Here is a 13,021-nt window from a genome sequence, read left to right as displayed (position 1 = left end):
CTTAGGCAATAAATAATTCATTAATACTCCAGTATGACATTAATCTAGAAATCTTCTCTACATACTCTTCATACTTCAAAGGTTTCAATACATATCCAGCAATACCTAAATTATAACAAGCTAGTAAATCTCTCTGATTATTTGACGTTGTTAAGATAATTGTTGGTATATATTTTAACCTATCATCCTTTTTTAGGATAGATAGAAATTCTATCCCGTTGATTTTAGGCATGTTTAAATCTAGCAAAATTATATCAGGAAGCTGATCTTTTTTTTCTAAAATTGATAAGGCCGTCTCCCCATTATTAGCTTCAACAATACTATGTTTCTCATTTAAAGTTGATAACGCTCTATGCATTTTCATTACTTCAATAGTATCATCTTCAATGAGTAAAACCTTTAATCTACGTGCTTTCATGTCTCTTAATATAAAGGCAAATTAATGTGAATAATAAATTTGCTCAGATTATATCGATGACTCCACGTGTATCTATCGACGGATGACGTTTAAGTGTCGACGAATGGAAAGCCTTTAAAGTCAACTTGTCATATCTCACAATTGGCACAAGGATTGACTACAAAGTAAATACAAATTCATATTTTTCACCGCTCAACTCAGTTAATGTCATTTTTAGGTTATATAGTTCTTTTCTTTGTTTTACGATTATTGTTTAATGCCTTTACCTCTAGTAATAGCTCACAAAGAAATGCAAATCCATATCGAGGTCAGAGACAATCTGTAAGCCCACAAGATTTTGAATTACATTTATTATCACTTACCTCTATAGTTATAAAGGCAGATGGACAAGTAAGCGACAGTGAATTAAGATATGTGCGCAATTATTTCATACAGAGCTATGGAGAGCAGCGTGCCTCTCAGATCTTTAGAGTATTTAATGAAGTCGTTAAAAAGCGAGAGTTAAACGCAGCTCGTATTTGTCAATTTTTAAATGCCCGTACGAGAATTGAATCACGTATTCAAATCCTTCATTTTCTTTTTGGCATTGCTCAGGCAGACGGTAACATAAGTGACTCAGAACTAAGAGTTCTAGAACAAATAGCAGGCTATCTTAGGTTAACACAACGTGACTTCATATCTATTAAAGCTATGTTTGTTAAAGATAGAGATAACGCATATAAGATTCTCGAGATTGATAAAAGTGTACCAGATCACGAGGTTAAAAAAGCGTACCGCACCATGGCCAAAAGATATCATCCAGATAAATTAATGGATATGGATGAAGCCTATCGTAAAGGTGCCGAAGAAAAATTCCGCAAAGTACAAGAAGCTTATGAAACCGTTCGTAAAGAGCGCGGTATGGCATAACGACCATCCATCACATCTCTAATTCAATTCCCGTTGAACTATTTATAAGACATCCTATCTTATAAACTCTTCTTATATAAATTCTATTAAGGTATTCATCGATTCATAATAATTACATTTTTAGACAAGGCTAAAATTTAATTTACTCTTAACAAATAAATACTTTACCTTTGCCTTATGCATTCGGTCTCAGAAGAAAATTATATTAAAACGATTTATCACCTTCAAGATGGTGAAAATCTAGTTTCCACTAACGATATTGCTGGTGGGATGAATACAAAAGCATCATCAGTTACTGATATGCTTAAGAAATTAGCAGATAAAAATCTAGCAGAGTATATCCCTTATAAAGGAACCAGACTAACACAGAATGGTATCAACTGTGCGACCCAAATCATCAGAAAACACAGATTATGGGAAGTATTTTTGGTTGAAAAACTTGATTTTTCCTGGGATGAAGTGCATGAAGTGGCAGAACAATTAGAACATATCCAGTCTCGCAAACTTATAGATGAGCTAGATAAACTTCTAGAATACCCTAAATATGATCCTCATGGAGATCCCATTCCAGACGCTCAAGGTAATTATGAAAAGACAGCAAAAACCGCTATTTCAAAATTAGAAAAAGGCCAATCAGGTGTTCTCGCTGGTGTGCATGACACCTCGACCCGTTTTTTACAATATTTAGATAAACATCAAATTGAATTAGGTACTCAAATTCAGCTTCTAGAATTAGAGGCCTTTGATGGATCATGTCTTATCAAGACAGATTTAAAAGAGTTACATATCTCAAAAACAATTGCAGACAACCTTTATTTAAAAGTTTTATAATGAAAAAAGTTTTACTATTTATCAATCTATTAATAATCGCCGTAACAACTGCACAAACCAGTGATGACAATCAGGATGCCCTTATAACAGACAGACCAGATGTCACAGAATCTCCATTTACCGTTGGTAAAGGCAATTTTCAAATAGAAACTGGTGCCACGTTTGTAGATAATAGCGAAAATGGATTAAAAATTACAGAGACCGTTTATAATACCACACTTTTAAGATATGGGCTCTCAAATAATTTTGAATTACGTTTAGGCTGGGATTTTTTAAATTCAAACACAAAGGATGGATCACAAGAGCTTTTTGACGTTACGGGCTTTAATCCTCTTTTAATCGGTGCAAAAATTGAAATTACAGATGAAAAAGATTGGATACCACAAATAGGTTTATTAACCCATTTACGTCTTCCTTTCACGGCGGTAAGCGAGTTTAAACCAGAAGACACAGGCATGGAGCTTATTTTTGCGTTTAATCATACATTAACAGATCAGTCTGGACTAGGTTACAATCTAGGAACTCGTATAGGCGATAATCGTTCACTAGAATATATTTATAGTGTATCATATGGACATTCTATTACAGATAAAATAGGCGTTTATGGAGAACTTTATGGAGATTTCCCAGAAGGAGGCAAATCTGCACATCTATGGGATGCCGGAATAACATATTTGGTCAACAACAACTTCCAGCTCGATGCCACAGTAGGAACTGGTTTTCAAGACAGTAATACTCAACAAGATTTATTATTCAGTATTGGCTTGAGTTATAGAATCTTAAAAAAGTAAAAATCACGCTTTCGCGAAAGCGTAATCACAATACACAATTATGAAAAACACTTTTTACATACTACTATCCATACTGCTTATAAGCTGTGGAACACAAAAAGAAGATAATGGTAAATTAACAGTCGTTACCACCACAACAATGATTACAGATCTAGTAGAAAATATAGGTGGTGATCTAATCGAGGTTGAAGGTATGATGGGTAGCGGTGTAGATCCTCATCTTTATAAACCTAGTGAAGGTGACATGACGAAACTAGCAAATGCAGATATTATTTTTTACAATGGGCTGCATCTAGAAGGCAAGCTAGTAGATGTATTTGAAAAAATGAATGCACGCGGTAAAGCTACTATAGCTATCAGTAATGCACTAGATAAGTCAACTCTTATAGGTAGTGATTATTTTGCTAGTAATTATGATCCACACATCTGGTTTGACATCAATTACTGGACACAAATGAGTCATTATGTAACTGAAACATTAGTTAAAAACAATCCAGAAAACAAAGTTGCCTTTGAAAAAAACAGGGATTTATATCTTGAAAAAATTTCTGCTCTTAAAACAGAACTAAGCGATAAAATTAATGAGTTACCACAAGAGAAGCGTATTCTAGTTACAGCACATGATGCTTTCAATTATTATGGCCGTTCTTTTAAATTTGAGGTGGTAGGCCTACAAGGGCTTTCTACGGCTACAGAAGCTGGAGTAAAAGACGTGCAACGCATTACAAAATTTATCATTGAACATAAAATTAAAGCTGTTTTTGTTGAAAGTAGTGTACCACGACGCACTGTAGAAGCTTTACAAGCTGCTGTTAGAGCACAAAATCATGAAGTTCAAATAGGTGGAGAGCTTTTTAGTGATGCATTAGGTAGCGCAGGTACTGAAGAAGGCACCTATATAGGAATGTATAGACATAATGTCAACACCATCGTTAATGCACTTAAATAATGAAAACTAAAATAGCTGTAGCTGTAGATGATTTAACGGTCGCTTATAATTATAAGCCAGTATTATGGGATATAGATTTATCTATTCCTGAAGGAGTTTTAATGGCTATAGTCGGTCCTAATGGTGCAGGAAAATCTACCTTAATAAAATCTATATTAGGAATTATAGACCCTATCGCGGGATCTGTTGCAATCTATGATAAACCTTATACAAAGCAACGTGATAAAGTAGCATATGTACCTCAAAAAGGTAGTGTAGACTGGGATTTCCCAACTACCGCACTAGATGTGGTTATGATGGGTACTTATGGCTCATTGGGATGGATTAAAAGACCTGGCGCAAAGGAAAAGAAACTATCTCTAGAAGCTCTTGAAAAAGTAGGTATGCTTGCCTTTAAAAACAGACAGATAAGCCAGCTTTCCGGAGGACAACAACAACGTATTTTTCTAGCTCGTGCATTAGTTCAAAATGCTGCTATCTATTTTATGGACGAACCTTTTCAAGGTGTAGATGCGACAACAGAAATTGCTATTATTAATATTTTAAAAGAACTGCGTAAAGCTGGTAAAACAGTTATAGTCGTTCATCACGATTTACAGACAGTACCCGAATATTTTGATTGGGTAACCTTTTTAAATGTGAAACATATCGCAACAGGTCCTGTAAAGGATATTTTTAATGATGACAACCTGACTAAAACCTATGGTATTAATTATAAAGTAGCGGTTCAACAATAATATGGACATCACCCAATACTTTACCGACTATACTTTGCGTACGATTACGTTAGGAACTGCAGTTCTAGGCGCTATATGCGGTATGTTAGGAAGCTTTGCTGTATTGCGCAAGCAAAGCCTATTAGGAGATGCCATTTCACATGCTGCATTACCAGGTATAGCGGTTGCTTTTTTGATTACTGGCGCAAAAGATTCTAATGTTTTACTATTAGGTGCTTTAGTAAGTGGCCTAATAGGCGTTTTCTGGATACGAGGCATTACCACTAAGACTCATTTAAAAACAGATACTGCTTTGGGGCTTATCTTAAGCTTGTTCTTTGGTTTTGGGATGTTGTTGTTAACCTATATTCAAAAACAGCCTAATGCAAATCAAGCAGGATTAGATAAGTATCTTTTTGGTCAAGCAGCAACCTTAGTAGAAAGTGATGTATTATTAATGGTCATAGTTACTGGGATTAGCCTCTTAGTGATGCTATTATTCTGGAAAGAATTTAAGCTACTATTATTTGACAAAAACTATGCAATGACTTTAGGGTTTAATACTAAATTCATTGATGGCTTGATAAGCTTTTTTATCGTTCTCGCTATTGTAATAGGACTACAAACGGTTGGAGTTGTTTTAATGAGTGCAATGTTACTCGCACCTGCTGCCGCTGCAAGACAATGGACCAATAGCCTGAGTACTATGGTCATCCTTGCAGCTATATTTGGTGCTTTTTCTGGTGTATTTGGTACCGCTATCAGTGCAAGTCAAAACAATTTATCTACAGGTCCAGTAATCGTATTAGTAGCAGCCATATTTGTTATAGTTTCCTTCTTATTTTCTCCAGAAAGAGGTATCATTTTTAAACAAATTAGGTTGATCAAAAACAGACGTGATCTTCAGCTCAAGAAAACACTGTACTTTATGTATGATATTGTGCGCGATCATGATGATATATCACGACCTCACGCCATTAGAATTTTAAATAGCTTTCAAGGGTTTACTAAAAAAACACTGTCTAAATTAGAAGAGAAAAACTGGATTACTATTCAAGGCCAAAACTGGTCCATGACTGAAGACGGTTTTGAGACTGCAGCAAATTTATACAACAATAATCTACCAGAGTCATGAGTCCTATGATTGACATACAGCTTATAGCTGCCGTAACTGCTGCTGCCTGTGCTATTCCAGGTGTTTTTCTTGTATTGCGCAAGATGGCATTAATAAGTGATGCCATTAGTCATTCTATTTTACCAGGAATTGTAATTGGGTTTTTTATCACTCATGACCTAGCATCTCCTTGGTTAATTATTTTTGCCGCTTTTAGTGGTATCATCACTGTAGTTCTCGTAGAGCTAATTCAAAAAACAGGTCTCGTTAAAGAAGATACCGCAATAGGATTAGTTTTTCCAGCACTGTTTAGTATAGGTGTTATATTAATTGCCCAGAATGCAAACGATGTGCATCTAGATGTAGACGCTGTCTTATTAGGTGATTTGGTTTACGCACCATTTGATAGACTTATTATCGATAATGCCGATTTTGGACCTAAAGGATTATGGACTATTTCAGTGATTCTAGTGATTACACTTGTATTATTGTTCGCCTTCTATAAAGAATTAAAAATCAGCACATTTGATGTTGGTTTATCTAGTGCCTTAGGGTTCTCACCTGTTATTTTACATTACGGGTTAATGAGTGTTGCCTCTGTAACTACAGTAGCAGCTTTTGACGCCGTAGGTGCCATTCTTGTAGTTGCAATGATGATAACTCCAGCAGCTGCGGCATATCTTCTAACGACTGACTTACGTAAAATGCTAATACTTTCCGTTCTTTTTGGAGTAGGAAGTGCGATAGGTGGATATTGGTTTGCTCGCTGGCTAGACGCTTCTATTTCAGGTTCTATTACAACGGTATTAGGGCTTTTATTTTTACTAATATATCTATTTGCACCTAGTAAAGGATTAATTGCAGTACTGTTTAGACAAAGTAGGCAACGTATAGAGGTTTCATTACTTACTTTTTTATTACACCTGAACAATCACGATAGTGAAAACGAGCGACGTGTAGCACATCTTCAAGAACATATCAACTGGCGTAAAGTAAAGGCAAATTCTGTGTTGCAACTTGCCGAAAAGAACAATATGATTACCATCGATAATCAAATAGTTTCTCTCACAGATAAAGGATTAGAATTTACGGAAAAAGCACTCGACTACATCATCACCAATAAGGATGAAAAAATTGAGGATATGAAGGACGACTTTTTCTTATTTAGAGGATAAATCCAACTTATATAAAGATCATACAACAAAAAGTAAATCAAAAAAGGACGGAAATAAATCCGCCCTTTTTTGACTTTTAAAAGTTTTATTTCTAAAACTCAGCTTTTCTCTTTTCTAAAAACGCAGTCGTTCCTTCTTTAAAGTCGTCTGTTCCAAAAGATGCACCAAAGCAGTCAATTTCTGCCTGATAACCATCGACTCCATCAATATAACCTGCATTTACCGCGTCAATAGCAGCACCTATTGCTACTGGACTATTACGCATTATTTTTCCAGCGATTTTCTCGCAAGTAGAAATCAATTCATCTTGTGTCACAACGTGATTTACTAATCCATAAGAATGTGCCGTCGCAGCATCTATCATTCCTGCAGTCATAATCATTTCCATAGCACGTCCTTTACCTACTAATTGTGGTAAACGCTGTGTACCACCATATCCTGGTATGACTCCTAGAGAGACTTCTGGCAATCCTACTCTAGCATTATCACTTGCTATTCTAAAATGAGCAGACATTGCAAGTTCAAGTCCACCACCTAGAGCAAATCCATTTACTGCAGCGATAACAGGCTTAGAACAGTTCTCAACTTTATTAAAAAGTATTTCTTGTCCATGAGCGGCAAGCTCTTTACCTTGTTCTGGAGAGAAGTCTGCAAACTCTGCAATATCTGCACCAGCGACAAAAGCTTTTTCCCCACTACCGGTTAGAATAATCACCCTTGTATTTTCATCATCCTCGGCAGTATCTATTGCCTGACTTAATTCTGCAATGGTTTCTTTATTTAACGCATTGAGTTTATTAGGTCTGTTGATCGTAATGGTTGTGATTTTATTTTCTGTAGCAACTAGAATATTGTTCATGGTCTATTATTTTTTACTGTTGTAAAAATAGACATAACCGCAATGAAGTAAGAATTTGAATCTTTAAAAAAATGATAAGAATTCCTAGTATCGCTTTCGCGAAAGCGGATTTATCGAGATCTAGGTATTTGAACCGTAAATTCAGTCCCTACATTTACTTCAGTAGTCATGGTAATCGTGCCCTTAAAGTTCTCTACGATTTGCTTTACCATCGCAAGACCTAGTCCCATACCACTGTTTTTTGTGGTAAACTTAGGCTCAAAGATTTTAGTCTGATGATCTTCATGAACACCAGTTCCATTATCCTTTACTTTTAAGTAAACATTGTATTCATCATGTGTGACAGATACTTTAATCTCTGGAGACCTATCGGTATCTAACGCCTGTATAGCATTCTTTATCAAATTAGTAACCACCCTTATAAGCTGTGTGCGATCAAAGATGGCAAACAGTGAAGCCGCATCTTCTTCATAAGTGATATACGACTCATTAAAAATATCTAGCGCAAGCTGTGTCACCATAGGTACATCAGTCTCTTCACTTTTTTGCGCTGGCATGGTCGCATAGGTAGAAAATGCACTGGCGATATTACTCATCACGTCTATTTGCTCAATAAGTGAGTTGCTATATTCTTTGAGTTTTTCTTGTGAATCAGGATCTGCTGGATCAAAACGACGTTGAAAACTTTGCACCGTTAACCTCATAGGCGTCAACGGATTTTTAATCTCATGCGCAACCTGTTTTGCCATTTCTCGCCAGGCTTGCTCACGCTCGCTTGTAGCCAGTTTTACGGCACTTTCCTCTAGTTGGTCGACCATATTGTTATAAGACATTACCAGCGCGTTTAACTCGCCAGCATCAGACTCATCTATTACAATTTTATCATTACGTTGTGCGATATTAATCTCTTTAAAACGATCGCTGATGCGGCTAATAGATTTGGTAATATATTTAGACAAGAAGTAAGCTAACCCTATAGAGAATAAGAACATCAAAACATAAATCCCAGAAAGTCTAGTGAGAAATTCCTTGAGTTCGTAATTCATAAAATCATCATTCTCTAGATAAGGTAAATTAAGAATCGCTATATTTTTAAACTGATTATCAGTTAGATAAGAATAACTAGACAGGTATTTCTTCCCATCTTCTTCAAATTCAATAACATATCGCCTGGTGTCAGAAGTCTTCAAACCTTCCAAAATGATATGATTGATCTGTAGTTCTAGACTATCGGCTTTAAGTTTCGGTTTTGAAGTTTTTATTAAGCGACCTTGTAAATCGTACATGTTTACAGGCATACCGTGGATATCGCTTATCCCATAAATTTCTTCTCTGAAAATGAATTGAAGATTTTCTGTGACTACTTCAAAGTCGGTCTTGCGCAGTTCGTAGGCAATTTGTTCTTTAATGGCCTGTTCTTTACGTTGTAATCTTTTAGAATGGTAATCTTTAGCCTGTTCTCTTGATTGATAAATAGACATTCCAGCGATCAATAGACTGGAGATAAGTGTCAATAAAATCATCGCTATAAAAATGCGATTGCGCAGGCTGTTTTGGTAGATTTTCATGATACGTAAATGTAATAACTTAATAAGACATTGTAAGGAATTAACAATAATCAAGCCGAAGTCCTTCAATACTTTGTAAACAAAAAATCCTTAGATGAGATCTAAGGATTTTTAAATAATTTACAACTTTGTGTTTAAGTAGTCATGGCTGGGTTTACCCATGTGAAACGAGTGATTTCTTCTGGTATTTTTATACGTTGAGAAACACGCTCCATACGTGCAGGAAGCTTCATTAAATAATCGCGTGCTTTTTCTGCCTCTTCATTCAATCCTTTCATATTTGCGATATCCCACATATCAATCAACTTTTGCATGATATCAATATAATCTTGTGCTGTGTAGACACCGATACGTTGTGCACTGTTTGAGAAATCCTCGAACGCAGATCCCATTGATTGTCCTGCTTCTCTTAAAAACATAGCAGGCATAACGATTTTATTAACCATCATATCTTTAAAAGCAACCATCATATTATTAGGGTCTACTTTAAAAATCTCAGTAACAAACATGCTATATGCTTTGTGATGACGCATCTCATCACCAGATATCATACGACACATTTTAGATAGCGCACTATTACCATAACCACGTGCGAGTTTTGCGACACGATTGTGTGATATATATGTGGCTAATTCTTGAAAACTAGTATAAATAAAGTTTTTATAAGGATCACGATCTGTTCCTATATCAAAACCGTCTGCAATTAAATGTTGTGTGGTAATCTCTATCTCGCGCATGTTCACACGACCAGATAAGTAAAGATACTTGTTCAACACATCGCCATGACGATTCTCTTCACCAGTCCACTGGCGTACCCATTTAGACCATATATTACCTTTTCCTTCAACTTGATTAATACCTTCTACATCCATAAGCCAGGACTCATAGGTAGGTAATGCTTCTTCAGTAATGGTATCTCCGACTAGAGCTACCCAAAAATCATAAGGTAGTTCCTTTGCCAGCTCTCTTAATTCTGTAACCTCATCAAAGAAAGTATCTTCTTGAGAGTTAGGTAAAAAGTCTGTAGGCTGCCATATCTTGTCGACCGGAATCAAGTACTCATCCATAAAGGACTGCACCTTACTTTCTAGCGATTGCATCACCTCGATGCGTATATTTTTTAGGGGCTTGATATTCATAAATATGTTAATAGACTTTAAAAGTACGTGTTTTAATGTTTAGTTCGCTTTCGCGAAAGCGTAATTACAATAATAATCAGTTATTTACAGCATTTCTTAACTTAAGAATCTATTGCTGTACTGGTTACCGCACCATGTACTACTGATTCTGCCTGTGCTATAACTTCTTCTCCATCACGACCAGCGATAGGTATAGGCTCATGTACCAATACAGAAATCTTATTACCGATACCGTAAGGGAATTTTCCATAGCGATCCACTTTCCATGAGTTGTTTACCGTTACTGGTACAACGACAGCATCTGGTATATATTTAAAAAGCGTTAATAAACCTTTAGTTTTAAAAGGTTTAGGCACACCAGTGCGGCTTCTAGAACCTTCGGCAAAAATCACAACGCTGCGTTTCTTTTCATAAACGTTTTTTGCAAATTTTATTAATGCCGCAATAGATTGTCTTGCGTCCTTGCGATCGATGGCACAGTTCTCACCAATGCGCAGGTTAAGAGATATACTAGGTATTCCTTTTGCTAGTTCTTTTTTTGCAATAAACTTTGCGTGATAATGACGCAAGTGATAAATCAATGGTGGTATATCAAACATACTCTGGTGATTACTCACAAATATATATGATGGCCCTACAGGCAATTCTTCTTTAAACTTAAAGTCAAAGGTGTTGAAAAGCGGCAGCTGGGTTTGCATTAAAAACCAGTTTAAAATGGCAACACTTTTTCTATGGGCGTCATATCCCCATATTTTATGACATATCAACTGGATAGGATGAAAGATCACCAGCATCAAAAAAAAGAGTATAAAATGTAGTATCGTTAAAGGATACGAGATAATTTTTTGCATAGCACAAATATATAATGCAAAAAGTGCATATCCATCGATGTTTGAATCAATTGATATGCACGCATAGTAAAAGGAATGGTGCTGTATAAATAAAAAAGGTTGTGTATTTCTACACAACCTTTTTTATTTCTTAAACTAGAAATGTATTAGCAATTCTCGTTGTAAGCTTCTTTGAGATTTTCAGCAATCATCTCTGCTGGGCGACCTTCAATGTGGTGACGCTCTAACATGTGCACTAACTCACCGTTTTTGAATAATGCCATACTAGGTGAACTAGGTGGAAAAGGAATCATAGCTGCTCTTGCTGCATCTACTGCCTCACGATCTACACCTGCAAATACCGTCACGATATGATCTGGTTTTTTTGCGTTTTCTAAAGACATTTTTGCTCCAGGACGCGCATTTGCAGCAGCACATCCACATACTGAATTTACTACTACTAGTGTTGTTCCTTCTTTACTAATTGCGCTATTTACAGCGTCTGCGGTATATAAGTGTTCAAAACCTGCGTTTCCTAAATCATCGCGCATCGGTTGAACTAATTCTGCTGGGTACATAATATTAATTTTTTACAAAGGTAAAACCTATCTCGTTAATCTACCTGTTAATGATATCATTAAATCTTATGATGTTATTAATCTAAACCTTACAGGTCTTAAAGATCGATGTGGTTTTTAATACTTAATGGTCAAATCGCTCCTTAACTCTCGTAGCGATGTCTTGCATTTCTTCATCAGTTAGTGATACTTTATTTGAAAAACGCATGTCTTCCATATCACGTAGTGGTATTAAATGTACATGTACATGAGGAACTTCTAGTCCTATAACGCTCATCCCGATTCTTAAACAGGTTACTTCTTCTCTCAACGCCAGTGCAACTTCTCTAGAGAAATCCATTAGGTCAAAGTAAGTCTCGCTATCTAGGTCAAAGATTTTATTGACCTCTTTTTTAGGAACACATAAGGTATGTCCTGGAGCATTAGGATTAATATCTAAAAAAGCGATGAAGTCCTCATTTTCTGCTACTTTGTAACATGGGATTTCTCCGTTAATGATTTTTGTGAATACACTCATAACTATCCTCTTGAGATTTCCATGATTTCTAGCTTAATGGTTCCTACTGGCACAACAGCTTCGGCAACTTCACCTACTTCTTTACCTAATAAGGCTTTCCCTATAGGAGAATCGACAGATATTAAACCTTTAGTAATGTCAGACTCACTTTGTGCCACGAGCTTATAGTTCATGACCATTTTATTATTCAGGTTTTTAATTTTTACATTGCTATGGATAAGGACTTTAGATAGATCTAAATCACTCTCATCAATAATACGAGCGTTAGAGACTACTGCTTCTAGCTTAGAAATACGCATTTCCAGCATTCCTTGAGCTTCTTTGGCAGCATCATATTCTGCATTTTCACTTAAATCACCTTTGTCTCTTGCTTCAGCGATGGCCTGTGATGCTCTAGGGCGCTCAATGTCTTTAAGCTGTTTTAGCTCATCTTTTAATTTTTTAAACCCTTCTTCTGTATAGTACGATACGTTACTCATAGTTTTGCTGTTTTAATTATTCACGTTGGCTGTTTTAAGACAGCTTCCGCGAAAGCGTATTCTCTAATTCACTCCTACATTTACCAGTAATTGAGAATATAAATAACAAAATCCCATCATTGCTGCGGGATTTCAAAAACAAATATAC

Annotated in this window: 15 protein-coding genes; 7 read left to right on the top strand and 8 right to left on the bottom strand. The window is 36.0% G+C overall.

Annotated features, from left to right (window positions below; translation table 11 throughout):
* Window position 1: 1 nt before the first annotated feature.
* Entirely contained in the window at window positions 2–418 is a 417-nt protein-coding gene (locus R1T42_RS12595; RefSeq protein WP_036582979.1) for a response regulator, read from the bottom strand.
* A gap of 204 nt (window positions 419–622) precedes the next feature.
* Between R1T42_RS12595 and R1T42_RS12590 the strand changes: the two genes are divergently transcribed.
* The 7 genes from R1T42_RS12590 to R1T42_RS12560 all read left to right on the top strand — a co-directional run bounded on the left by R1T42_RS12590 (window position 623) and on the right by R1T42_RS12560 (window position 6,903).
* Window positions 623–1,327 (top strand): molecular chaperone DjiA, encoded by a 705-nt coding sequence (locus R1T42_RS12590; protein ID WP_036582980.1) that lies wholly within the window; start codon window positions 623–625, stop codon window positions 1,325–1,327.
* Between the two features lie 177 nt (window positions 1,328–1,504).
* Window positions 1,505–2,158, top strand: coding sequence for a metal-dependent transcriptional regulator (locus tag R1T42_RS12585; protein WP_317290566.1), 654 nt, complete (start codon window positions 1,505–1,507; stop codon window positions 2,156–2,158).
* Window positions 2,158–2,949 carry a transporter gene (locus R1T42_RS12580; RefSeq protein ID WP_317290565.1) on the top strand — a complete coding sequence of 264 codons (792 nt, stop codon included), beginning with the start codon at window positions 2,158–2,160 and terminating at the stop codon, window positions 2,947–2,949. The genes R1T42_RS12585 and R1T42_RS12580 overlap by 1 nt, the downstream gene beginning before the upstream one ends.
* A gap of 40 nt (window positions 2,950–2,989) precedes the next feature.
* Window positions 2,990–3,898 carry a metal ABC transporter solute-binding protein, Zn/Mn family gene (locus tag R1T42_RS12575; RefSeq protein ID WP_317290564.1) on the top strand — a complete coding sequence of 303 codons (909 nt, stop codon included), beginning with the start codon at window positions 2,990–2,992 and terminating at the stop codon, window positions 3,896–3,898.
* Window positions 3,898–4,635 carry a metal ABC transporter ATP-binding protein gene (locus R1T42_RS12570; RefSeq protein WP_317290563.1) on the top strand — a complete coding sequence of 246 codons (738 nt, stop codon included), beginning with the start codon at window positions 3,898–3,900 and terminating at the stop codon, window positions 4,633–4,635. Before R1T42_RS12575 ends, R1T42_RS12570 begins: the two co-directional genes overlap by 1 nt.
* 1 nt (window position 4,636) lies before the next feature.
* Window positions 4,637–5,749, top strand: coding sequence for a metal ABC transporter permease (locus R1T42_RS12565; protein ID WP_036582989.1), 1,113 nt, complete (start codon window positions 4,637–4,639; stop codon window positions 5,747–5,749).
* Window positions 5,746–6,903 (top strand): metal ABC transporter permease, encoded by a 1,158-nt coding sequence (locus R1T42_RS12560; protein ID WP_036582991.1) that lies wholly within the window; start codon window positions 5,746–5,748, stop codon window positions 6,901–6,903. The genes R1T42_RS12565 and R1T42_RS12560 overlap by 4 nt, the downstream gene beginning before the upstream one ends.
* 91 nt (window positions 6,904–6,994) lie before the next feature.
* Here the strand turns inward: R1T42_RS12560 and R1T42_RS12555 are convergent, their stop codons facing one another.
* The 7 genes from R1T42_RS12555 to greA all read right to left on the bottom strand — a co-directional run bounded on the left by R1T42_RS12555 (window position 6,995) and on the right by greA (window position 12,873).
* Window positions 6,995–7,762 (bottom strand): enoyl-CoA hydratase/isomerase family protein, encoded by a 768-nt coding sequence (locus R1T42_RS12555; RefSeq protein WP_317290562.1) that lies wholly within the window; start codon window positions 7,760–7,762, stop codon window positions 6,995–6,997.
* 110 nt (window positions 7,763–7,872) lie between these two features.
* A complete protein-coding gene (locus tag R1T42_RS12550) occupies window positions 7,873–9,330 on the bottom strand; it encodes a sensor histidine kinase (RefSeq protein ID WP_036582995.1) in 1,458 nt (485 codons plus the stop codon).
* 134 nt (window positions 9,331–9,464) lie between these two features.
* Window positions 9,465–10,469 (bottom strand): acyl-ACP desaturase, encoded by a 1,005-nt coding sequence (locus tag R1T42_RS12545; RefSeq protein WP_036582997.1) that lies wholly within the window; start codon window positions 10,467–10,469, stop codon window positions 9,465–9,467.
* Between the two features lie 101 nt (window positions 10,470–10,570).
* A complete protein-coding gene (locus R1T42_RS12540) occupies window positions 10,571–11,320 on the bottom strand; it encodes a lysophospholipid acyltransferase family protein (RefSeq protein ID WP_036582999.1) in 750 nt (249 codons plus the stop codon).
* A gap of 146 nt (window positions 11,321–11,466) precedes the next feature.
* Window positions 11,467–11,877 carry a BrxA/BrxB family bacilliredoxin gene (locus tag R1T42_RS12535; RefSeq protein WP_006796555.1) on the bottom strand — a complete coding sequence of 137 codons (411 nt, stop codon included), beginning with the start codon at window positions 11,875–11,877 and terminating at the stop codon, window positions 11,467–11,469.
* Between the two features lie 124 nt (window positions 11,878–12,001).
* Entirely contained in the window at window positions 12,002–12,394 is a 393-nt protein-coding gene (locus tag R1T42_RS12530) for an HIT family protein (RefSeq protein WP_317290561.1), read from the bottom strand.
* 2 nt (window positions 12,395–12,396) lie between these two features.
* A complete protein-coding gene (greA, locus tag R1T42_RS12525; protein WP_036583012.1) occupies window positions 12,397–12,873 on the bottom strand; it encodes a transcription elongation factor GreA in 477 nt (158 codons plus the stop codon).
* Window positions 12,874–13,021: the final 148 nt, after the last annotated feature.

Source organism: Nonlabens ulvanivorans (assembly GCF_032922765.1).
GTDB lineage: Bacteria > Bacteroidota > Bacteroidia > Flavobacteriales > Flavobacteriaceae > Nonlabens > Nonlabens ulvanivorans.
This window is presented reverse-complemented; position numbering and strand designations above follow the sequence as displayed.

Excerpts from the sequence above, each read along its gene's own strand:
- R1T42_RS12595 (WP_036582979.1), bottom strand. The coding sequence starts at position 418 with ATGAAAGCACGTAGATTAAAGGTTTTACTCATTGAAGATGATACTATT.
- R1T42_RS12590 (WP_036582980.1), top strand. The coding sequence starts at position 623 with ATGTCATTTTTAGGTTATATAGTTCTTTTCTTTGTTTTACGATTATTG.
- R1T42_RS12585 (WP_317290566.1), top strand. The coding sequence starts at position 1,505 with ATGCATTCGGTCTCAGAAGAAAATTATATTAAAACGATTTATCACCTT.
- R1T42_RS12580 (WP_317290565.1), top strand. The coding sequence starts at position 2,158 with ATGAAAAAAGTTTTACTATTTATCAATCTATTAATAATCGCCGTAACA.
- R1T42_RS12575 (WP_317290564.1), top strand. The coding sequence starts at position 2,990 with ATGAAAAACACTTTTTACATACTACTATCCATACTGCTTATAAGCTGT.
- R1T42_RS12570 (WP_317290563.1), top strand. The coding sequence starts at position 3,898 with ATGAAAACTAAAATAGCTGTAGCTGTAGATGATTTAACGGTCGCTTAT.
- R1T42_RS12565 (WP_036582989.1), top strand. The coding sequence starts at position 4,637 with ATGGACATCACCCAATACTTTACCGACTATACTTTGCGTACGATTACG.
- R1T42_RS12560 (WP_036582991.1), top strand. The coding sequence starts at position 5,746 with ATGAGTCCTATGATTGACATACAGCTTATAGCTGCCGTAACTGCTGCT.
- R1T42_RS12555 (WP_317290562.1), bottom strand. The coding sequence starts at position 7,762 with ATGAACAATATTCTAGTTGCTACAGAAAATAAAATCACAACCATTACG.
- R1T42_RS12550 (WP_036582995.1), bottom strand. The coding sequence starts at position 9,330 with ATGAAAATCTACCAAAACAGCCTGCGCAATCGCATTTTTATAGCGATG.
- R1T42_RS12545 (WP_036582997.1), bottom strand. The coding sequence starts at position 10,469 with ATGAATATCAAGCCCCTAAAAAATATACGCATCGAGGTGATGCAATCG.
- R1T42_RS12540 (WP_036582999.1), bottom strand. The coding sequence starts at position 11,320 with ATGCAAAAAATTATCTCGTATCCTTTAACGATACTACATTTTATACTC.
- R1T42_RS12535 (WP_006796555.1), bottom strand. The coding sequence starts at position 11,877 with ATGTACCCAGCAGAATTAGTTCAACCGATGCGCGATGATTTAGGAAAC.
- R1T42_RS12530 (WP_317290561.1), bottom strand. The coding sequence starts at position 12,394 with ATGAGTGTATTCACAAAAATCATTAACGGAGAAATCCCATGTTACAAA.
- greA (WP_036583012.1), bottom strand. The coding sequence starts at position 12,873 with ATGAGTAACGTATCGTACTATACAGAAGAAGGGTTTAAAAAATTAAAA.